21 protein-coding genes and 1 tRNA gene are annotated in these 21623 nt (G+C 67.3%); 10 read left to right on the top strand and 12 right to left on the bottom strand.

The window, feature by feature from the left end; translation table 11 throughout:
- Positions 1 to 181: 181 nt before the first annotated feature.
- Positions 182 to 267 (bottom strand) — tRNA-Leu (locus K7711_RS20130).
- 230 nt (positions 268 to 497) lie between these two features.
- Between K7711_RS20130 and K7711_RS20135 the strand changes: the two genes are divergently transcribed.
- From K7711_RS20135 to pknB, 7 genes are all read left to right on the top strand, one after another.
- Positions 498 to 1889 (top strand): FHA domain-containing protein, encoded by a 1392-nt coding sequence (locus tag K7711_RS20135; protein WP_222970994.1) that lies wholly within the window; start codon positions 498 to 500, stop codon positions 1887 to 1889.
- A gap of 185 nt (positions 1890 to 2074) precedes the next feature.
- Complete coding sequence (locus tag K7711_RS20140; protein ID WP_040817010.1) at positions 2075 to 2542, top strand: FHA domain-containing protein FhaB/FipA; 468 nt, start codon at positions 2075 to 2077, stop codon at positions 2540 to 2542.
- On the top strand, positions 2539 to 4017 hold the full coding sequence (locus tag K7711_RS48465) for a PP2C family protein-serine/threonine phosphatase (RefSeq protein ID WP_222970995.1): 1479 nt from the start codon (positions 2539 to 2541) through the stop codon (positions 4015 to 4017). Before K7711_RS20140 ends, K7711_RS48465 begins: the two co-directional genes overlap by 4 nt.
- Positions 4017 to 5501, top strand: a complete 1485-nt coding sequence (locus tag K7711_RS20150; protein ID WP_222970996.1) for an FtsW/RodA/SpoVE family cell cycle protein — start codon at positions 4017 to 4019, stop codon at positions 5499 to 5501. The genes K7711_RS48465 and K7711_RS20150 overlap by 1 nt, the downstream gene beginning before the upstream one ends.
- A complete protein-coding gene (locus K7711_RS20155) occupies positions 5498 to 6961 on the top strand; it encodes a peptidoglycan D,D-transpeptidase FtsI family protein (RefSeq protein ID WP_222970997.1) in 1464 nt (487 codons plus the stop codon). The genes K7711_RS20150 and K7711_RS20155 overlap by 4 nt, the downstream gene beginning before the upstream one ends.
- A gap of 40 nt (positions 6962 to 7001) precedes the next feature.
- Positions 7002 to 8576 carry a protein kinase domain-containing protein gene (locus K7711_RS20160; RefSeq protein WP_222970998.1) on the top strand — a complete coding sequence of 525 codons (1575 nt, stop codon included), beginning with the start codon at positions 7002 to 7004 and terminating at the stop codon, positions 8574 to 8576.
- The gene (gene pknB, locus K7711_RS20165; protein WP_222970999.1) at positions 8573 to 10456 is read left to right on the top strand and encodes a Stk1 family PASTA domain-containing Ser/Thr kinase; all 1884 of its coding nucleotides are present in this window, start codon (positions 8573 to 8575) and stop codon (positions 10454 to 10456) included. Before K7711_RS20160 ends, pknB begins: the two co-directional genes overlap by 4 nt.
- A 43-nt stretch (positions 10457 to 10499) precedes the next feature.
- Here the strand turns inward: pknB and K7711_RS20170 are convergent, their stop codons facing one another.
- From K7711_RS20170 to K7711_RS20180, 3 genes are all read right to left on the bottom strand, one after another.
- Positions 10500 to 10961, bottom strand: a complete 462-nt coding sequence (locus tag K7711_RS20170; RefSeq protein ID WP_222971000.1) for a deaminase — start codon at positions 10959 to 10961, stop codon at positions 10500 to 10502.
- Between the two features lie 186 nt (positions 10962 to 11147).
- Entirely contained in the window at positions 11148 to 11858 is a 711-nt protein-coding gene (locus K7711_RS20175; protein ID WP_308014844.1) for a RibD family protein, read from the bottom strand.
- 52 nt (positions 11859 to 11910) lie between these two features.
- Positions 11911 to 12549, bottom strand: a complete 639-nt coding sequence (locus tag K7711_RS20180; protein ID WP_222971001.1) for an aminodeoxychorismate/anthranilate synthase component II — start codon at positions 12547 to 12549, stop codon at positions 11911 to 11913.
- Between the two features lie 201 nt (positions 12550 to 12750).
- Between K7711_RS20180 and crgA the strand changes: the two genes are divergently transcribed.
- Both crgA and K7711_RS20190 read left to right on the top strand, forming a co-directional pair.
- The gene (crgA, locus tag K7711_RS20185; RefSeq protein WP_067885096.1) at positions 12751 to 13014 is read left to right on the top strand and encodes a cell division protein CrgA; all 264 of its coding nucleotides are present in this window, start codon (positions 12751 to 12753) and stop codon (positions 13012 to 13014) included.
- A gap of 85 nt (positions 13015 to 13099) precedes the next feature.
- Positions 13100 to 13549, top strand: coding sequence for a PH domain-containing protein (locus tag K7711_RS20190; protein WP_308014845.1), 450 nt, complete (start codon positions 13100 to 13102; stop codon positions 13547 to 13549).
- Positions 13550 to 13565: 16 nt separating this feature from the next.
- Here the strand turns inward: K7711_RS20190 and K7711_RS20195 are convergent, their stop codons facing one another.
- The 8 genes from K7711_RS20195 to K7711_RS20230 all read right to left on the bottom strand — a co-directional run bounded on the left by K7711_RS20195 (position 13566) and on the right by K7711_RS20230 (position 20574).
- Positions 13566 to 14435, bottom strand: a complete 870-nt coding sequence (locus tag K7711_RS20195) for a rhomboid family intramembrane serine protease (RefSeq protein WP_222971002.1) — start codon at positions 14433 to 14435, stop codon at positions 13566 to 13568.
- A gap of 91 nt (positions 14436 to 14526) precedes the next feature.
- The gene (locus tag K7711_RS20200) at positions 14527 to 15054 is read right to left on the bottom strand and encodes a peptidylprolyl isomerase (RefSeq protein ID WP_308014846.1); all 528 of its coding nucleotides are present in this window, start codon (positions 15052 to 15054) and stop codon (positions 14527 to 14529) included.
- 214 nt (positions 15055 to 15268) lie between these two features.
- The gene (locus tag K7711_RS20205; RefSeq protein WP_222971004.1) at positions 15269 to 15460 is read right to left on the bottom strand and encodes a hypothetical protein; all 192 of its coding nucleotides are present in this window, start codon (positions 15458 to 15460) and stop codon (positions 15269 to 15271) included.
- Between the two features lie 61 nt (positions 15461 to 15521).
- Positions 15522 to 16364, bottom strand: coding sequence for an ABC transporter permease (locus K7711_RS20210; RefSeq protein ID WP_222971005.1), 843 nt, complete (start codon positions 16362 to 16364; stop codon positions 15522 to 15524).
- On the bottom strand, positions 16361 to 17362 hold the full coding sequence (locus tag K7711_RS20215; RefSeq protein WP_222971006.1) for an ATP-binding cassette domain-containing protein: 1002 nt from the start codon (positions 17360 to 17362) through the stop codon (positions 16361 to 16363). The genes K7711_RS20210 and K7711_RS20215 overlap by 4 nt, the downstream gene beginning before the upstream one ends.
- A gap of 726 nt (positions 17363 to 18088) precedes the next feature.
- A complete protein-coding gene (locus tag K7711_RS20220) occupies positions 18089 to 19123 on the bottom strand; it encodes an adenylate/guanylate cyclase domain-containing protein (protein WP_222971007.1) in 1035 nt (344 codons plus the stop codon).
- 415 nt (positions 19124 to 19538) lie between these two features.
- The gene (locus K7711_RS20225; protein WP_218008718.1) at positions 19539 to 19646 is read right to left on the bottom strand and encodes a DLW-39 family protein; all 108 of its coding nucleotides are present in this window, start codon (positions 19644 to 19646) and stop codon (positions 19539 to 19541) included.
- A 49-nt stretch (positions 19647 to 19695) separates the two neighbouring features.
- The gene (locus tag K7711_RS20230) at positions 19696 to 20574 is read right to left on the bottom strand and encodes a helix-turn-helix transcriptional regulator (protein WP_222971008.1); all 879 of its coding nucleotides are present in this window, start codon (positions 20572 to 20574) and stop codon (positions 19696 to 19698) included.
- A gap of 142 nt (positions 20575 to 20716) precedes the next feature.
- Between K7711_RS20230 and K7711_RS20235 the strand changes: the two genes are divergently transcribed.
- Positions 20717 to 21505 (top strand): NAD(P)H-dependent oxidoreductase, encoded by a 789-nt coding sequence (locus tag K7711_RS20235; protein ID WP_222971009.1) that lies wholly within the window; start codon positions 20717 to 20719, stop codon positions 21503 to 21505.
- Positions 21506 to 21623: the final 118 nt, after the last annotated feature.

Below are 21623 nucleotides of genomic sequence, written 5' to 3' on the forward strand. Positions count from 1 at the left end.
ATTTCACCCCGAGCGAGATCGACCGCGAAATGCACGCGACGCGTGCAGAACCGGATCACGGCGGCCGTGCGTGTGAAATTCCTGACAGACCGCACCGATCGGGCGATCGGGCGTACCGGGCACAGCATCGGCATACGGAAACGAGTAAGGGCCGGAGTTGAACTCCGGCCCTTACTCGTTCTGGTGGGCGAAGGGGGACTTGAACCCCCACGTCCCGAAGGACACTGGCACCTGAAGCCAGCGCGTCTGCCATTCCGCCACTCGCCCGAGCGACTGGAAGACAGTAGCACGGGGGCGCAGTCGAGACGAAATCGCCTGTTCACGGCCCTACACGGGGTGTTGTGCAGGATCGGGAACCCGCGGGTACCGCCGGGAGTTACAGGTGTGGACGATCGTGGATATCATGCAGTGACCGTGTCCCCACGTCGACACGCCCTATCGGCGTGTCGTCAATCCCGAACAGACGACCTGACGCATGTGCACCGGAGGAGGCAGAGATGGGGTTCGTGACCCGCTTCGAACGCCGCCTGCAGGGGGCGGTCGGGGACGTGTTCGCGCGCGTCTTCGGCGGTAGTGTCGTCCCGCAGGAGGTGGAGGCGGCACTCCAGCGTGAGGCTTCCGATCAGGTCACCGAACTAGAGGGTGGCCATCTGCTGGCTCCCAACAGCTACACCATCACCATCAATGCGTCGGACCTGCAGCAACTCGATGCCGATCACGATCTCACCACCCGGGCGTTCGCCAAACACCTGCAGGATTACATCCGCGAACAGGGGTGGCAGACCTACGGTGAAGTACACGTCGAATTCGAACCATCCCCTACGCTGCACACCGGGCAGTTCAGGACTCGCGGTCGGGTCGATCCCGACGCGGACCGCCGAAACCCGGCGGCCCGCGGACCCTCACCCGGCCGACCTGGACCACCCCGACAAAGAACCGCAAACCCGCAACCAGGAGCTGGCCCCATGACGCAGAACTCAGGCTACGACCCGAGCCGTGAGCCCGCGGAGTCCGATCCACGCAACCGCGGGTACGCGCCGCCGCCGGCGGGCCGCCCCGCCCCGGGCTACGACGACTACGGCCGCGGTGGCTATCAGGCTCCGCAGGGTGGTGGCTATCAGGCTCCGGCCGGTGGTGAATACGCCGCACCCGATGCGCAGCAGGGGTACGGCGACTACCAGAACGGTCAGGACTACCAGCAGGGTGGCGGGGGTTACGGCCAGCCGCAGGGCTACGACCAGCACGGATACGACCAGGGGTATGACCAGCACGGCGGGTACGACCAGGCCGGCTACGGCCAGCAGGGTTATGCCGACCAGGGCCACCAGGGCTACAGCGACCAGGCCTACGGGCAACAACAGGGCTACGCGGACCAGGGTGGTTACGGCCAACAGCAGGCATACGGCCAGCAGCCCGGCTACGACCAGGGCTACGGCCAGCAGCAGCCCGGCTACGACCAGGGCTACCAGCAGGGCTACGGCCAGCAGCAGGGCGGGTACGAACAGGGCGGCTACGGCCAGCAGCAGCCCGGCTACGACCAGGGCTACGGCCAGCAGCAGGGCGGGTACGCCGCGCCCGGCCAGGCGCCCGCGGGCGGTTCGGGCTACTCGGCGACCCTCCAGCTCGACGACGGCAGCGGCCGGACCTATCAGCTGCGTGAGGGAAGCAACATCATCGGCCGCGGCCAGGATGCGCACTTCCGGCTTCCCGATACCGGGGTGTCCCGCCGCCACATCGAGGTCCGGTGGGACGGTCAGGTCGCGATGCTCTCGGACCTCGGTTCCACCAACGGAACGCTGGTCAACGGCTCGCCGGTGCAGGATTGGCAGCTCGCCGACGGCGATATCATCCGCGCCGGACATTCCGAGATCCTGATCCGAATCGTCTGATCCCGTAAGCTCGCCGATGCAGGTCGCGATGCGGCGCGAAAAACTCGCCCTTATCGTGGTCGCAACCGGTCATCGGCCCTATGATGCTGCCAGCCCTCGGTCGGCAGCAGGTCCGTGCTGACCAGCAAGCCGGTTGGGGGTCGGACCGTCGCACCCACATCGGCCGAAACAGGAGGTGGAGCACCGTGCAGGGACTGATCCTGCAATTGACCCGTGCGGGGTTCCTACTGCTGTTGTGGCTGTTCGTATGGGCGGTGCTCCGGACCCTGCGCAGCGACATCTACGCGGCATCCGGCATTCGGATCCAGCCCCGGGCCGCACGCGGTTCCGCGGTGCTGCCATCCTTCAGCCGTGGCCAGAAGGGCGCCAAGTATCTAGTGGTGACTCAAGGTTCACTCGCCGGCACACGCATCACCCTGGGCGCCCAACCGGTGCTCATCGGGCGCGCCGACGATTCCACGCTGGTACTCACCGATGACTATGCCTCGACCAGGCATGCGCGACTCTCGCCGCGAGGCGAGGACTGGTACGTCGAAGATCTGGGTTCCACCAACGGCACCTATCTCGACCGCGCGAAGGTCACCACCCCGGTGCGGGTTCCGCTCGGGTCCCCTGTCCGTGTCGGTAAGACAGTGATCGAGCTGCGATCGTGACACTTGTTCTCCGTTACGCGGCGCGCAGCGACCGCGGACTCGTCCGAGGCAACAACGAGGATTCCGTCTACGCCGGTGCGCGCCTGCTCGCGCTGGCCGACGGAATGGGCGGCCATGCCGCCGGTGAAGTCGCCTCCCAATTGATGATCGCCGCACTCGCGCATCTCGACGATGACGAGCCCGGCGACGATCTGCTCGGCAAGCTGGATCGCGCGGTGCACGCGGGTAACGCCGCCATCGCCGATCAGGTCGAGGAAGAGCCCGAACTGGACGGCATGGGCACCACGCTCACCGCAATCCTGTTCGCGGGCAAGAAACTCGGCCTGGCGCATATCGGCGATTCGCGTGCGTACCTGTTCCGCGACAACGAGCTGGCTCAGATCACCCGCGACGACACGTTCGTGCAGTCGCTGGTCGACGAGGGCCGGATCACGCCCGAACAGGCGCACACCCATCCGCAGCGGTCACTGATCATGCGGGCGCTCACCGGCAATGAGATCGATCCCACACTGATCATGCGAGAGGCACGGGCGGGCGATCGCTACCTGCTGTGCTCGGACGGTCTGTCCGACGTGGTCAGCGACGAGACGATCGGAAATACGTTGCGGGAGGGCAACACCGACGAGGCGGCCGACCGTCTCATCGAGCTCGCCCTGCGCAGCGGCGGTCCGGACAACGTCACCGTCGTCGTCGCGGACGTCATCGATCTGGACTACGGCCAGAGCCATCCGATCGTGGCCGGCGCCGCCTCCGGTGAGGACGAGGACACTCCGCCGCCGAACACCGCCGCCGGTCGTGCCGCGGCGATGCGCCCACCGCGCGCGGCCCCGCGCCGCCCCGCCGTGGCCGCGGAGCCCGAGCCTCGCAAGAGTCACAAGCTGCGCTGGATCCTGTTGTCCCTCGCGCTGATCGCGGCCGTCGCGGTCGGACTCGTGGTGGGCTACAAGATGATTCGCAACAACTATTACGTCGGCGCGGACAACGGCAACGTCGTGATCGTGCGCGGGTTGCCCGGATCGGTGCTCGGCTATTCGATCCACGAGGTGAACCAGATCGCGTGCGTGCAGCGCGACGGGGAGCTCGGCCTGGCGAGCCCGGGTGAGAGCTTTCCGTCGGGCTGCAAGCAGTTGCAGGTCGCCGATCTCGAGCAGACCGGCCGGGACAAGGTGAACAACGGCCTGCCCCCGGGCGCCCTCGACGACGCGCGCCGTCAGCTCGCCAAACTCGCTCAGCAGGATCTGCTGCCCGCGTGCACCAGCACCCCGGCCTCGACGCCGCAGCCCGCGCAGAATCCGGCACCCACGACCAGTCCCGCCACTCCGACCGGCGCCACACCGGCCCCCGCCCAGCCGGCGCCCGCCAGCGGCGACGGACATCCCGGCGCGCCCGCGCCAACGACCACAGCGCCCGCCACGCCGACGACCGCGTCGCAGGCCCCGCAAACTCCGGGGGAGAACTGCAGGAAGGCGGACTGATGTCCGCTCCGGCACCGCTGTCTGCGGGGGCCTTCCCGAGTCCTCCGGGCGGGTTCGCCCCTGCGCCACCGCCCTCGACTCGCCGTAACGTCGAACTTCTGCTGCTGGGGACCGCGGTCGTCGTGACCACCGTCGCACTGGTGCTGGTGGAGGCCGCTCAGGATCAGGGCATCTCCTGGGAGTGCGCCGAACTGGCTCTGGCCTATCTGGCGCTGTTCTCGGTCGCCCACCTGGCCGTGCGACGTTTCGCGCCGTTCGCCGATCCGCTGCTGCTGCCGATCGCGGCGCTGCTGAACGGCCTGGGCCTGGTGCTGATCCACCGCCTGGATCTGGCTGCGGCGCAGACCGCGCGCACCAACTCACTCCCGGTCCCCTCCGCGGACGTCGACCATCAGGTGCTGTGGACCGCGGCGGGCATCCTGATCCTGGCCACCGTGCTGGTGGTGCTGCGCGACTATCGCACCCTGGCGCGCTACAACTACTCCATCGGGGCGCTGGGTCTGGTGTTGCTGCTGCTGCCCGCGATGCTGCCGGAACGGTTCGCCACGACCAACCACGCGAAGATCTGGGTTCGGTTGCCCGGATTCACCGTGCAGCCGGTCGAATTCGCGAAGATCCTGCTGGTCGTGTTCGTCGCGGCGCTGCTGGTGTCCAAACGCGACTGGTTCACCGCGGCCGGACGACACGCGTTCGGCATCGAACTGCCGCGGCTGCGCGATCTGGGCCCGCTCGTGCTGGCCTGGGTGGTCGGCGTCGGGGTGCTGGTGTTCGAACGGGATCTGGGCGTATCGCTGCTGATCTTCGGCACCGTGCTGGCGCTGCTGTACATCGCGACCGAGCGGGTGGGTTGGCTCGTCGTCGGCGGGGTACTTCTGGTCATCGGATTGATCTTCGCCTACAACACGTCCGGACCGCTGCGAGCGCAGTTGCACACCTGGCTGCATCCCTTCTCGGACTACAACAACACCGGCTACCAGATCGCGCAGTCACTGTTCGGGCTGGCCACCGGCGGGCTCGCCGGTACCGGCCTGGGTAACGGGCGTCCCGATCAGGTGCCCTTCGCCGCGACCGATTTCATCGTCGCCACGGTCGGCGAGGAGCTCGGGCTGATCGGGCTGGCCGCGGTGCTGGTGCTGTTCACCATGTTGGTGGTGCGCGGTCTGCGCACGGCGCTGGCGGTCCGGGACAGCTTCGGCAAACTGCTCGCCGCCGGACTGGCCTTCACCATCGCCGCGCAGGTGTTCGTGGTAGTGGGCGGTGTCACGAAATTGATTCCACGCAGCGGCCTGACCACGCCTTTCCTGTCGTACGGCGGATCTGCGCTGCTGGCCGAGTACGCAGTGCTGGCATTGTTGATAAGGATCTCCGACGCGGCTCGTGCACCGGCGCCGAGCCGGAGGGTCCACAGCGCGCCGACCAGCAACCCACCGACCGAGATACTGCGTACCGACTCGAGCCACCAGGCGAAGGGGGAACCGGCATGAACACACCACTGCGCCGCGTCGCCATGGCCGTCATGCTGATGACCGTCGCCCTGCTGCTCAACGCGACCTACGTCCAGGTGATCAAGGCAGACAGCCTGCGCAGCGATCCGCGCAATTCGCGGGTGCTGCTGGACGAGTACTCCCGCCAACGCGGGCAGATCTCGGCCTCGGGCACGGTGCTGGCCAGTTCGGTCTCCACCGACGACCGGTACAAGTACCTGCGCACCTACCCGACCGATCCGATGGCCTACGCGCCGGTGACCGGCTTCTACTCGATGCAGTACGGCCGCACCGAACTCGAACTCGCCGAGGATTCGGTGCTCAACGGATCGGACAGCAAACTGTTCGGCCGTCGCCTGATCGACCTGATCTCCGGCCGCGACCCGCGCGGCGGCAACGTCGTGACCACCATCAACCCGGTGATGCAGAAGGTCGCCTACGACCAGCTGACCAAGAACGGGTACACCGGTTCGGTGGTCGCCATCGAACCCAGCACGGGCCGCATCCTGGCCATGGTCTCCACGCCGAGCTACGACCCGAATCAGCTGGCCTCGCACGACGGCGCGAGCAGTACCAAAGCGTGGGAGCAGCTCAGCTCCGACCAGAAGCAGCCGCTGCTGAACCGCGCCATCTCGCAGACCTATCCGCCGGGATCCTCGTTCAAGGTGATCACCTCGGCCGCGGCCCTGGCCTCGGGCGTCCAGACCTCCGACCAGTTCACCGCCGATCCGAACATCACGTTGCCCGACACCAACACCACGCTGGAGAACTTCGACGGCGAACACTGCGGCAACGGCGCCACCACGACGATGGAGCAGGCCTTCGCCCTGTCCTGCAACACCGCGTTCGCCCAGATCGGTATGAAGGTGGGCGCGGCCAAACTCAAGGACACCGCGGCGGCGTTCGGCATCGGCACCCACTCGGGTATTCCGATGCCGGTGGCCGACAGCACCCTCGGCACGATCCCGGACCAGGCGTCCCTCGCGCAGAGCAGCATCGGTCAGCGCGACGTGGCCATCACCCCGCTGGACGACGCGGTCGTCGCGGCCACCGTCGCCAACGGCGGCGTCCGGATGGAACCGCACCTGGTGGATCAGACCCAGGGCCCGGACCTGTCCGAACTGTCCAAGACCAAGCCGGTGTCGGTCGGTCAGGCGATCAGCCCCCAGGTGGCCTCGACGCTGACGAATATGATGATCGACTCGGAGAAGAACACGTTCCAGGGCAACACCACTTCGTTTCAGATCGCGTCCAAGACCGGTACCGCCGAACACGGCGCGAATCCGGGCACCACACCGGCGCACTGCTGGTACATCGGATTCGCACCTGCGCAGAACCCGAAGATCGCCATCGCGGTCGTCGTGGAGAACGGCGGCAACATGGGCCTGAAGGGCACCGGAGGTTTCGTGGCATCCCCCGTCGGACGAGCTGTGCTCGAGGCCGGCCTGCAGGGGAGCTGAACGAGACGATGATCGAGTACATAGGCCTACGGGGGCTCCCATGCTGACCAACGGTGCGTTGATCGCGGACCGCTACAGACTGCAACGCCTGATCGCCACCGGCGGTATGGGCCAGGTGTGGGAGGCGCTGGACACCCGGCTGGACCGCCGGGTGGCGGTCAAGGTGCTCAAGGCCGAATTCTCCGCCGACCCGACGTTCCGGCACCGGTTCCGGACCGAAGCGAAGACCACCGCCCAGCTCAACCATCCGGGTATCGCCGGAATCTACGACTACGGCGAAACCCTGGACCCGCAGGGCGGCGAAACCGCCTATCTGGTCATGGAACTCGTGCAGGGCGAACCGCTCAACGCGGTGCTGAACCGGCTCGGCCGCCTGTCGGTGGTGCAGGGCCTGGACATGCTCGAGCAGACCAGCCGGGCGCTCGAGGTGGCGCATGCCGCGGGCGTCGTGCACCGCGACGTGAAACCGGGCAACATCCTGGTCACCCCGACCGGTCAGGTGAAGATCACCGATTTCGGCATCGCCAAGGCGGTGGACGCCTCGCCGGTGACCAAGACCGGCATGGTGATGGGCACCGCCCAGTACATCGCGCCCGAGCAGGCCACCGGCGAGGACGCCACCTCGTCCAGTGACGTGTACTCCCTCGGCGTGGTGGGCTACGAGGCGCTGGCCGGGCATCGCCCGTTCAGCGGCGACGGCGCGTTGACCGTGGCGATGAAACACGTCCGCGACACCCCGCCCCCGATGCCCTCGGATCTGCCGCCGAACGTGCGCGAGCTGATCGAGATCACCATGGCCAAGGATCCGTCGCAGCGGTACAGCAGCGGCGGCGAGTTCGCCGACGCCGTGGCCGCGGTGCGCTCCGGGCGACGTCCGCCGATGCCGCGCACCATGGGTTCGACGCCGCAGGGCGGCGCGGCGCGGGTCCTGCCTCCGCCGCCGACCGGCGCGACCACGGTCCTGCCCCGCGACTACGAGGATCGTTACTCGAATTCCCAACGGCCACAGGCACGTCCGACCGGAGCGACCAGCGCGATGCCCGGTCACCCGGACGACGACCTGCCCTACGACGACGAACCCGGCATGAGCCGCACCACCAAGTGGATGCTCGGCCTGGGCATCGGCGCGCTGGTGCTGGGCGGTGCGGCGGCGTGGGTGCTGCTCAGCGGCAGTCCACCGCAGCCGTCGGTCACGCCGGTGGTCACCCACACCACCACCGCCCCGGCGCCGACCACGACGACCGAGGCGCCGACCACCACCGAGGAACCGACCACGACCAGGCATGTGGTTCCCCCGGTCGAGACGACCACGAGCGCGCCGCCCACCACGACGAGCGCGCCGCCCACGACCACCGGCGCCACCACGACGACCGACGGGCCCACCACGACCACCAGCGGGCGGCATCATTCGAACCTGCCGCCGTGGGCCACGGATGACTCGACATACCCCTCGGTGGACATACCATCGTTGCCGGGCGTTCCGGGAATCAACGGATACAGCCAGAACGGGTACAGCCACAACGGGTACACCCAGAACAGCTATCCCACTCACCATTCGCACGACCAGTACACCGACGTCAGCCCGCCGGACACCTCCTCACAAGGACAGCCATGACCACCCCGAAGAATCTGTCTTCTCGCTATGAGCTCGGCGAGATCATCGGATTCGGCGGAATGTCCGAGGTCCACAAGGCCCGGGACGAACGGCTGGGCCGCGATGTCGCCATCAAGGTGCTGCGCGCGGATCTGGCTCGCGACCCCACCTTCTATCTGCGGTTCAAACGTGAGGCGCAGAATGCCGCCGCGCTGAATCATCCGGCCATCGTCGCGGTGTACGACACCGGTGAGGCGGAGGTGGACGGCGGTCCGCTGCCGTACATCGTGATGGAGTACGTGGACGGCGACACGTTGCGCGATATGGTGCGCGGCAGTGGCCCGGTGGCTCCGCGGCGCGCGATGGAGATCGTCGCGGACGTGTGCGCCGCACTGGACTTCAGCCACAAGAACGGCATCGTGCACCGCGACATGAAGCCTGCCAACATCATGATCAACCGGCAGGGTGCGGTGAAGGTGATGGACTTCGGCATCGCCCGCGCGATCGCCGACAGCTCCAATCCGATGACGCAGACCGCAGCGGTCATCGGCACCGCGCAGTACCTTTCGCCCGAGCAGGCCCGCGGCGAACAGGTCGACGCCCGCTCGGACGTCTATTCGGTCGGCTGTGTGCTGTACGAAATCCTCACCGGGGAACCGCCTTTCACCGGCGATTCCCCGATTGCAGTGGCCTATCAGCACGTTCGCGAGGATCCGAAGCTGCCCTCCAACGTCCATGCGGGCGTGCCGCGCGAGTTGGATTCGGTCGTGCTCAAGGCGATGAGCAAGAATCCGGCGAACCGCTATCAGACCGCGGCGGAGATGCGTTCGGATCTGATCCGGGTGCTCGGCGGGCAGAAGCCGCAGGCGCCGACGGTGATGACCGAGGAGGATCGCACGACGTTCCTCGGCGCGATCGACGCACCGCGCTCGGAGGAGGATCCCGAGGACACCGAGCCGCCCCGTCCGCGGGATCCGCGGCGCACCATGATGATCGGCGGGATCGCCGCCGGTGTCGTGGTGGTGCTGGTCGCGCTGTACTGGGTGTTCCTCGGGCCGGGCAGCAGTTTCAATCAGGTGGGCATCCCGGATCTGGCGAACCGGCCGGCGGCCCAGGCGCAGGACGAATTGCAGAAGGCCGGATTCTCGGTGGCCATTCAGCAGAAGTCCGACGGCAAGACCGCGAGCGGGAACGTCATCGAGACGCAGCCGCTGGGCGGTTCGCGCGCGCCGAAGGGCAGCACCGTCACCGTGCAGGTGTCCACCGGTCCGGCGCAGATCCCGGTGCCCCGGCTGGCCCGGCTGACCCAGCAGCAGGCCGAGCAGCAACTCGACGCGTTGGGGCTGCAGTTGGATCCGAAGGTCGGCCGCGCCCCGTCCAGCGCCGAGGAAAAGGACAAGGTGGTGAGCCAGAATCCGCCCGAGGGCTCGAAGACCGATGCCGGAAGTAAGGTCACCATCTCCCTGGGCGGCGGTCCCGAACAGGTACGGGTGCCACAGGTGGTGGGTCAGTCGCTCACCGTGGCCGAGCCGAATCTGACCGACAGCAGTGGTTTCAAGGTGGTCGTGCAGAAGGTGCCCTCGTCGCGTCCCAGCGGCGAGGTGATCGCCACCGATCCGCCGGGCGGTTCGATGGCGGACAGAGGTTCGACCGTGACCGTGCAGGTGTCCAGCGACCAGATCACCATGCCGAATCTGGCCGGACTGACCTCCTCGCAGGCCCTGGACAAACTGCGTGCGGCCGGGTGGACCGGCGGCGTCGGCCAGATCAGCCAGACCACCCAGGGCACCTTCGATGCCGCGAGCGTCGGGCGGATCGTCGATCAGCAGCCGAAGGCGAATTCGACGATCTCCAAGGACGCGACGATAACGATCGTCACGGGAGTGCTCGGCCCGCCGTGAGCCGGGCGTGAGCCGGGTGAACGCGCCCGGCTCGGAACGCGATTCAGCCGAGTTCGAGGTGGCGGTTCATCGACATGGCCTCATCGGCCATATCGGGCAGTTCGATCACTTCGACGCCGTGTTCCCGCAGTTTCTCCACCCCGACGCAGTCCGCGACGAAGGTGGACGGCTCCCGCCAGGCGATGACGACGCGCCGGATCCCGGCCGCCAGAATGCGATCCGTGCACGGCACGCGGTCCTTGGAAGCGCGCTGTGAGCAGGGCTCCAGGGTGCTGTACAGCGTCGCGTGCGCCAGGCGTGGATCGTCGGCGAGTTTGTTCAGCGCGGACTCCTCGGCGTGCACCTTCTCATCGGTTTCGCGCGAATACCCGTGTGCGAGTTCGATATCGTTCTCGTCGACGATCACCGCCCCGACCGAGAACGCCCCCGGACTCTTCGGGCACAGCCGGGCGAGTTCGATCGCGTGCCGCATACGAGCCCGCCGCCCCGAATCCTCAGCGGCCATCTCGGCGCCCCCTCACCTCGAGTACCCGTACCCTCACGAAATCAGTTGTCACGCTGGTAAGTCCCTTCGAGCAGCCAACTGCTTCAGATGTCATCGGCCGATCGCCCAGGTGCGCGATATCGCGGACGCAGGCCCGATCGGCCACTTCCCATTCTGCTCCGCGAAACCACCGGACAGGCGGTCGGGTCAGGTACCGGCGTCGTGTCCCCTGGGTAGGTAGCGCAGCACAGCGATATCCCCGACACGGGTCACATCGGCCAATACCATCCGATGCCCGGGACCTCCCGGATAAGCGGCCGGGTGCAGGAATCGGGGCGCGGTGGAATCGCCGACCAGGATTGGCGCCACTGCCAGCAGGAGTTCGTCGGCGAGGGCGGCGGACAGGAAGGCGGTGTGGGTGCGGCCACCGCCCTCGACCATCAGACGGGCGATGCCGCGCCGACCGAGGTCGTCCAGCAGTGCGCCGAAATCAATTGTGGCGCCGAGGGATACCACGTCGGCGAGACCTGAGAGCCGGTCACCGAGCCGGCTCGCGCCGAGGTCGGTGGTGTAGACGATCTTGTCGCCGCCGTGATGCCACAGGCGCAGGGCCGGGTCCAGGTCACCGCTCGCGCTGACGGTGACCTTCACCGGGTACTCCGGTTTTCCGTCGGCGATCCGCCGGGCGCGACGATCCGGATCGGTGACCAGCAGCCGGGGATTGTCGCTGCGCAGGGTCTGCGCGCCGACCAGGATCGCGTCGGAATCCGCGCGCACCGCGTCGACCCGGTCGAAATCCGCGGGATTGGACAGCAGCAGCCGGTCCGGGCTCGCATCGTCGAGGTAACCGTCGAGGCTGACCGCCGCGGACAGCAGCACATACGGTCGCCGGTCGTCGTCACCGCTCAATGACCGCACCCGCTCGACCTCGTCATAAGCCGCACGAGACTCCTCACCTCACGACGCGGTTTCAGACCAGCGCCGCGACCTCCGCCTCCAACGTCTCGATCAATCCTTCGGCCGGACGTTCGCCGCAGACCTCGAGCCAGTTGGCGAGCATCCGGTGCCCGCCCTGGGTGAGCACCGATTCGGGATGGAACTGCACGCCGTGGATGGGCAGGGTGCGATGCCGCATGGCCATCACGATTCCGCTCTCGGTCCGGCCGAGCACCTCGATCTCGGGCGGGAGGGTGTCCTCGAGCACGGTGAGCGAGTGATAGCGGGTCGCGGTGAACGGATCCGGCAGCCCGGCCAGCACACCCGCGCCGATGTGGAACACCGAACTGGTCTTACCGTGCAGCAGCTCGGCGGCACGAGTGACCGTCGCGCCGAACGCCTCGCCGATCGCCTGATGCCCGAGGCATACGCCGAGCAGCGGGACCCGATGGCGAGCGCAGGCGCGCACCAGCTCGATACTGGCCCCGGCGCGGTCCGGCGTCCCTGGTCCCGGGCTGATCAACAGACCGTCGAATTCGGTGACGACCCGGTCCGGATCCGCCAGCTGTGCATCGTCGTTGCGCCACACCGTGGCCTCGACGCCCAGCTGGCCCAGGTACTGCACCAGGTTGAACACGAAGCTGTCGTAGTTGTCGACGACCAGTACACGCATGGCGCAAGCCTACGGGGTGCCGGATCGGACGTCGCGTGAATACCTGCGCACCGCCCCGTCGACGCCCGGGTGACCTGCTCGCGAGCACCGCGAACCACGCACGTACACCCAGCTGGGATAGCCTGAGGGCAGACCGGCGACGCCGGGCGTCGCGCGCGCACGCCCCCGCCGGTACGACCCGCACCCGAATACGAGGACGTCATGCCCAAGTCGAAGGTCCGCAAGAAGACCGATCATACGATCAACCCTGCCAGTCGCACCCCGGTCAAGATCAAGGGCGGCCCCTCGTCGGTCTGGTACGTCAGCATCATGCTCGGCTTCATGCTGGCCGGGCTGGCCTGGCTGATCGTGTACTACCTGGCCAGCGACAAGCTGACCTGGATGGCGAACCTCGACGCCTGGAACTTCCTGATCGGCTTCGGGCTCATGGTCGTCGGCCTGGTCATGACGATGCGGTGGCGCTGATCTCGCGCGGAGCGTGCTTACACCTGTGTTATTCATGCACACCTGTGGATGAGCCTGTGGACAAACCGAGGAGCGAGTGGGGATCGTGACGGCATCCGAACCGGTGTCCCGGCTGCAGTGGTCCACCCCGCCCCTGGCTCTGGTGACCGCCGGTGTGGGCGGAATCGTGCTGGCCCTGGCCGCCGTGCTCACCGGCGACGCACCGAGTCGGCTACTGGTCGGACTCGCGGCGATTCTGCTGTTGGTACTGACCGCAGTCGGGCTGCGGCAACGTCCACGGATCACCATCGTTCCCGGTCAACGCCCTGTGCTGGTCGTGCGCGGGCTGCTGGGCGCGGTGGAGTATCCCCGGGAGCGAATCCTGCGGGCCCGGGTGGTGAGCTTTCGCCGACTCGGGCGCAAATCACCGAATCTGGAGATCGACGTCGAGCACGACGGTGAGGACCGCCTGCTCATCTTCGGTCGCTGGGATCTGGGCGCACATCCCCAGGACGTCATGGACGCACTCGTAGCGCACGGCCTGGCCACACACTGACCTGCCCGATCGCGGGTCAGGAAGTGAGGGAGGCCGCGGCCCCGCCGATCAGCACGAGCGCCAACACGGCGACCAGCGCCACGGCGGCCCATCCGACCCGCAGTCCCGTCTCCTGCGTGCGAACCCGCAGCCACTGCGGTCCGTAGAGCAATCCGACCGTGGCCAGCGTGCCCGCGGCCAGGCCGCCGAGATGCCCCCACAGCGAGATGCCCGGCACCGAAATGCTGATGATCAGGTTGATCCCGATCACGACCAGCATCTGGGTGGGACTGCGCCGCAGTCGCAGCAGTACGACGGTCAGCGCGCCGAACAGTCCGAAGATGGCCCCCGATGCCCCTGCGGTCGCGTCGTTCGGGGCCAGCCACATCACCGTGGCCGCACCGCCGAGCAGCGAGGTCAGATAGATCGCCAGGTAGCGCCAGCGACCCAGCACCGTCTCCGCGTCGCGCCCGAGCACGTACAGCGCGAACATGTTAACCACCAGATGTAGCGGCCCGTAGTGCAGGAACCCACTCCCGACCACGCGAATCCACTGGCCGTGCGCCACCGCCTGCGGCCAGAGCATCCAGTCGTGGAACAGATTCGACGAACTGTTGGCGGCGACGCTGTGCGCTTGTACGGCGGTGATCGCGAAAACCGCGACGTTCAGCGCGATCAGCGCGTAGGTCACATACGGCGTGGGACGCGTCGGGGCGGGGCCGCCCACGGGTGTGCGCACCTGCCGCACATCACGTTGTCCCTGGGCCACGCATTCCACGCACTGTTGCCCGACCGCGGCCTGGCGCAGGCAATCCGGGCAGGCAGGCCGCCCGCACCGAGTGCATGCCAGACCGGTGGTCCGGTCGGCGTGGCGGAAACAGGTCGGTGCGGGCGGTTGGGGATTCACGAAACTCCGTGTTCATCGACTACGAGCGGCGCGAGGGCGGTAATTGCACGCTACCCTCGCAAATCGGACCGCTCATCCCGGGCGGAGAAATTCAGCCGAGCGTGATGCTACTGATGACCACCGGATCCTTCGGCCGATCGTTGCGATCGACGGCGGTGGTGGCGATGGAATCCACGACCTTGCGCGAATCCGGCTCCAACACCTCACCGAAGATGGTGTGCTTGCGGTTCAGGTGCGGCTGCGGGCCGACGGTGATGAAGAACTGCGAGCCGTTGGTGCCCGGTCCGGCATTCGCCATCGCCAGCAGATAGGCGCGGTCGAATCGAAGCTCGGGATGGAATTCGTCACCGAACTCGTACCCCGGACCGCCGCGTCCGGTCCCGGTCGGATCGCCGCCCTGAATCATGAACCCGTCCATGACACGGTGGAAAGTGCTGCCGTCATAGAACGGGCCGGTGGTCTCGCCACTCGCGTTCTGCGTCGAGTAGGGCGCGCTGCCGTCGGCCAGAGCGATGAAATTACGCACCGTCTTCGGAGCGTGGTTACCGAAAAGCGAGATCTTGATATCACCGTGGTTCGTATGCAGCGTTACCACGGAGGTCTGATTCGGTGAAGTCACGCCGAACATGTTGGCACATGGGAGGCAACGTTCCGCTGCGCACTGGCCGGTGCTCCTCGCTTGCCTGCTACTTCGGCGTGTCGCGGACGCGACGGGACATCCGCATCGGGCCGACGAGCCGACTTGTGGACGCGCGCGTGCGAGCTACCCTGTTTCTCGCGAAATCAGCTGTCCCGCAGTGTGATCAAACCCGGCCGGACCAGCCGGGAACGCATCAGTGATGGATCGCGTGCCTGGGGCTCGCACCGTTGGTGCTGTAGCCGAGACGGGGCGGTTCGGGGGCGGGCTCCGGGAGTTGCGGGCGACGGGTGGCGACCCGCCAAGCGGCGCCGCCTGCGACGGCGGCCAGAACTGCGACGATCAACCGGTTGCGCAACCGGCCCTTGCGGGAACTGCCCAACTGCATAGGACCACTGTGTCACAGCCGCGAACTTCGCGCAGTAGGCAGTACTCGGGCCGGAGTGCAGTCACCGGCTGACGGTGCGCTCGAACTGACGCAGCGACAACGGCACGAAGACCGCCAACAGCACGACCACCCAGATCAGCGTGGTCAGCACCGGATGCCGCATGGACCACACGTCCGGCGGCGGGGTGAGCGAACTGGTGTTGCCGAACAGGTCGCGGATCGCCTGCGTCACCGCCGACACCGGATTCCAATCGGCGAAAATCTTCAGCGGCGTTGGCAATTGAGCACTGGGTACGAAGGTGTTGGCGATGAACGTCAGCGGGAAGATCACCATGAAACTGGCGTTGTTGAACACCTCGGGCGCCCGGACCAGCAAACCGACCACGGCCATCATCCACGAAACCGCGTAGGCGAACAGCAACAGCAGCACATAGCCGAGCACACCGTCGAGGAAAGAGCCGCGAATCCGCCAGCCGATCAGCAGCCCGGTGATCGACATCACCACCAGGCTCACCACGTTGATCACCACATCGGCGACGGTGCGACCGATCAGCACCGCCGCCGGGGCCATGGGCAGCGAGCGGAAACGGTCGATGATGCCCTTCTGCATATCCTCCGCGAGGCTGGACCCGGTGAACGTCGCGCCGAACACCGCCGTCTGCGCGAAGATTCCCGCGATCAGGAACTCCCGGTAGGACGTGCCGGAGACCTTGATCGCCGAGCCGAAGATGTACGCGAACAGCAGCACGAACATGATCGGCGAGAGCGTCGAGAAGATCAGCACGTCGGGCACCCGGCGAATCTTGATGACGTTGCGCTTGGTGACGGTCACGCTGTCGCTGATCAGCATCGCCGCGCGCGCGATGAGCGAGGGCTCGTCGCAGACGCCTGTCGCAGAAGTCATCGTGCGGATCCTTCCGTGGTCGGCCCGTCCGCCGGATCATCCTGGCCCGCAATGGATTCGCGCGCTTCGTGCCCGGTGAGGGTGAGGAAGACGTCGTCCAGCGAGGGTCGCCGCAGCCCGACGTCGTGGATCTTGACCTCGCGGGCGGTGAGCCGCCCGATCGCATCGATCAGCGCCTGCGAGCCGTCGCTGACCGGCACGGTGATCCGGCGCAGGCCCGGTTCGAGATGCATCTCCCCGACCGCCAGCTCGGCCAGCGCCTCCCGCGCGACGTCCAGGCTGCCGACATGGTCGACGGTCAGTTCGATGCGATCGCCGCCGACCATGGTCTTGAGCTCGTCGGCGGTGCCGCGGGCGATCACCGTGCCGTGATCGATGACCGCGATCGCGTCGGCCAGCCGATCCGCCTCCTCCATGTACTGCGTGGTGAGCAGCAGGGTGGTACCGGCGGCGACCAACTCCTCGATGACGTCCCACAGATCCAGCCGGGCGCGCGGATCCAGGCCGGTGGTCGGCTCGTCCAGGAACAGCACCGGCGGATTGGCGACCAGCGCACCGGCCAGATCCAGCCGTCGCCGCATACCGCCGGAATAGCCCTTGACCGGCCGGTCGGCGGCCTCGGCGAGGTCGAACCGGTCGAGCAGCTCGCGCGCCCGCTGTTTACTGCGGGTCACGCCCAGGTGGTACAGCCGCCCGACCATCTCCAGATTCTCGAAACCGGTGAGATATTCGTCCACGGCCGCGTACTGCCCGGAAGCGCCGATGCGGGACCGCAGCCGCCGCGGTTCGCGCAGAACATCGATCCCGGCGACGGTGGCGCGGCCGGAATCGGGTGTGAGCAGGGTGGTGAACACCCGGACCGTCGTGGTCTTGCCCGCACCGTTGGGACCGAGCAGCGCTGTCACCGTGCCTTCGGGCACGCGCAGATCCAGACCGTCCAGGGCGACGAGGCGGCCGTACTTCTTGACCAGGCCCTCGGCGACGATCGCATCGACCATGACCTCTCCTGACGTTCCCGCCTGCCGCGAACCGGATATCGGCGGATCTCGCGGCAAGTATTGCCCAGACCACCGACAATTTCCTCCGAATTTCGCCGCTGCCAGGGCGAATATTCGACGAACCGGTCGATGCGGGCAGAAGTCAGGGGCCGCACCCCGGGGGTCCGGCGGGTGCTCGGGGGTGCCGGCGGGATGCGACCGATGTCATCGTCTCGTCCGGCCGCGCGAAGTGCGCGAGTATCGCACTACCCGAGTCCGCGACCGGCCCTACTCGACCACCCGTCACGGCCGCTCCCGGACACGCCCGGAATGTGTACTTCTCAATTGCGACCGTGTCGCGAATTCGCATACCGACCGGTCGACAGCGACTATCCAGCGAACCGGAAAATGGGCACCTGAAACATCAGAACTAACTGTGTAACAACAGATTTCACCACATCGCCCATGAGCCGAGTGATCACTCGCGACGGTTCAGCAGCCCCATCGACACGCCCGCCGGAAAAACTTTCGAAAAGTGGCAGCCCTCATACTCACACAATCGCCGATCGTCGCGTAGGATCATTCACGTCGGCCCCTCCCCCCCGGGCCGACCCTACGCGGGCCTCGGCAAACTCCCCCCCTTCGCCGAGGCCCGCTCCTAATTTTCCAGGCGGTTCAGCACGGTGGCGGCGGCCGTCCCACGGCCCGCCCACACTAGGTGAAGAGCCTTCACGAATCGGGTGCGTATCACCCACGTCCGTTGCGGCGCAGCACATGTGAGCGCAGCCGGTTGATTCCCCGGACCCGCACACTGCGCAGATGCCGCATCGCGAATTCCCGCTGCCCGGACAACTGCGTGGCGGCGCCGTCATCGATCAGCACGGTCCCCGGACGCGCCACACCAGTGAGCCGGGCGGCGACGTTCACCGTCGAGCCGTACAGATCGCCGAACCGCTGCAACACCTGCCCGTAGGCCAGCCCCACCCGCAGTTCGGGCATCGTCGTGGCATCGGATTCACCGCGCTGGGTCCGGGCCGCCGCGGCGGTCTGGATGTCCAGCGCGATCCGCGCGCCGACCACCGCCGTCTCGGCGGCGAACATCACCTCGTCGCCGACGTTCTTGATCACCCAGCCGCCATTGGCGGTGATGGCCTCGGTGGTGACGGTCTCGAACGTCTCCAGCAGATCCGAGAGCTCGTCGCGATCCAGATGCCGCGTCAACCGGGTGTAGCCGACCATATCGGCGAATCCGACCGCGAGGTCGCGCACACTCTCCCCGGACCCGTCGCTGCCCAGCGACCGGGCCAGGGCGGCGGCCAGATGCCGTCGCCACGCGTACGCCTGCAACCGCTGCAGGGTCGTGACGACCTCCTCGGTCGCCTCCATCGCGACGGTCTGCGGGTCCAGATCCGGATCCTGCGCGGTGATCGAGGCGATCCGGTTGATGATCTCCTCGACCACCAGATCGACCTGCCACTCGGCCAGGCGCGCCATCGACTGGCCCATGGTCCGCACCGCCGCGGACTGCCGCCGGACATCGGCGGCGCTGAGCGCGTCCAGACTCCGGAAGTCCTGTGCCGCAGCCACATCCGCTTCGGTGTACTCGATCGCGGTACCGTCCGGATCCGCGGCGAAGCCCAACGCCAGCCACAGTCGCCCGCTCAGCTCCTGCGGCACCCCGGACCGGGCCACCACGTCGGCCCGGTCGTACCGGCGCGGGCCGTCCAGCAGATACGGCTCCACGACCGACTGCACCAATGTCGACAACTCCGCACGGTCCATGGTCAACGACCATACGACCGATACACCGTCGATCCACAGCCGATAGTGCTGTGTCACAACGCCCCGACCGCGCGGCGGCGCGGATCGTCGGCTGATGCCGTCGTCACAGCAGGATCGGGGAATTCGTTCGGCGTGCCGTGGTTGGGCACGATCACCGGTCTCGATACGTGCCCGGACAGGTCCTGGACGGTTTCGCCGACCGGTTGCCCGGTGCGCGTCGAACTGGTCGCTCCGCCCGCGCGAGAACGACGGGCCCAGGCGCAGATGATCAATGAATTCCGCTGTGCGACAAGCACAGTGGGATGTCACGACGTGATACGGATCGATTCGATCGGGCACACGTCCCGCCGGTCGAGCGCGGTGCGATCTCCGGTGAGGTCACGCCATGCCCGACCGGCACGCTGTGCGAATTCGCTCAGCGAGTGGTCACCTCGTGCCACAGATCCGCATCGCCGCGCTGGCGGAACTTGTTGATGGCGAAGATGACACCGACGACGACACCCAGAGTGAGAAGAAGTTTCATGAAACCCACCCTACTGTCATCGCCGAATCTCGCCCAGGAGGGTCCGAAGTTACTCTGGCGCAAGCACTCCCGTCCCGCCCGTGGGAGGAATCGACCGGTCCCGGTCGTCGGTGGCGCCGATACTGGCCAACAGGCGCAGGCCGTCGTGAGCCTTGCTACCGGGCCGGGCGGACAGGATGACCAGTTCGGTGCCGCTGTCGCCGGGGACCATGAAATTCTCCTGATGTAGTTCCAGGTCACCGACCAGCGGGTGGGCGAAGGGTTTGCGGCCGTGCGAGCGGCAGCGCACATCCGCCTGTGCCCACAGTTTGCGGAAGCGTTCGCTGTGCACGGCGAGTTCGCCGATCAGCGCAGTGAGCTGCGGGTCGTCCGGATCCTTACCGGCCGCCAGGCGCAATTGGCCCACGGTGTCGCGGGTGCAGGCCTCCCAGTCCGCATAGAGGTCCCGGCCGTCGGATTCCAGGAAGATGTGCCGGGCGATGTTCATTCCGCGCATGGGCCGCCGGCCGTAGAGCAGTTCGGCGAGCCGGTTGGCCGCCAGCACGTCCAGGTGCTGATCGACGATGAAGGCCGGGCTGTCCGGGACGAGTTCGACCACCCGCAGCAGTTCCGGACGCTGCCGAGCCGGTCCGCCGACCGCCTCACGCCCGGACGCACGCCGCGGACGATGTGCGAGCCGATGCAGATGGGCGCGTTCCACCCGGTCCAAGCCCAGGACCCGGGCCAGTGCGTCCAGGATCTGCTCGGACGGCTGCCGGGCCCGCCCCTGCTCGAGCCGGACGTAGTAGTCCACGCTCACCCCGGACAGATGCGCGATCTCCTCCCGCCGCAGGCCGGTGACCCGCCGACGCGCATCGGGGGTGATGCCGACCGATGCCGGATCGATCCGGGATCTGCGGGTGCGCAGAAAGTCGGCGAGATCGTCCATCTCTCCAGTATCACCGTGCGGACCGACGGTCCGGGTGGTCCTGCCGATACCAGGAACTCCGGTCCGACGGTTCGAGCGCCCCTGAACAGCGCGCCGATCGGCCGCCACGATCGAGGACAACCGATCTTCGCAGGAGGCAGTCATGAAGGTGTTCATCGTCCACGCACATCCCGAGCCCGGATCGTTGAACGGTGCGTTGACCGAGACCGCGGTGTCCACGCTGACCGCGGCCGGACACGAGGTCCGCGTCAGCGATCTGTATGCGATGGGCTGGAAGGCCACCGTCGACGCGGACGACTTCGGTTCCGCGGCAGGGCATCCCCTGCATGTCGGGCACGATTCCGGCCGCGCGCTCCGGACCGGGACACTCGCCGGGGACATCCGAGCCGAGCAGGACAAACTCCGTTGGGCCGATGCGGTGATCCTGCAGTTCCCGCTGTGGTGGTATTCGATGCCCGCGATCATGAAGGGCTGGGTGGACCGCGTATTCACCCACGGATTCGGTTACGGCGTAGGCGAACACGACGAGCACCGCTACGGCGACCGCTACGGGGAGGGCACCCTCGCGGGTAAGCGGGCCCTGCTGTCGGTGACGATCGGCGGCAAGGAATCGCACTACAGCGACCGCGGCATCAACGGCCCGATCGAGGATCTGCTCTTCCCGATCCAGCACGGCATCCTGTACTACGCGGGTATGGACATCCTGCCGCCGTTCGTGCTGTACGGCACGAATCATGTTTCCGCAGAGGACTTCTCGGACGCGGCCAAGTCCTGGGAGCAGCGCCTGCTCACCCTGGCGGACACCGAACCGATCCCCTATCGATCGCAGAACGGCGGCGATTACGAGATGCCGTCCCTGCGGCTGCGTTCCGGGCGGGAGAATTCTGGCGAGAAGGGGTTCGGACTGCATCGGCGCACCGCACGGCCGTGAACACCCCCGCACCGAGCAGCGGCGGGGCGGCCGACCACCGGACCGCCCCGCCCGACTGCCCCGTGATCCGCACCACGCTCCCCGTTTTGACCCCGCAGCCCACCGGGGGGTACCGTTT

It is taken from the genome of Nocardia coffeae (assembly GCF_019890715.1).
GTDB classification, from domain to species: Bacteria; Actinomycetota; Actinomycetes; order Mycobacteriales; family Mycobacteriaceae; genus Nocardia; species Nocardia jiangxiensis.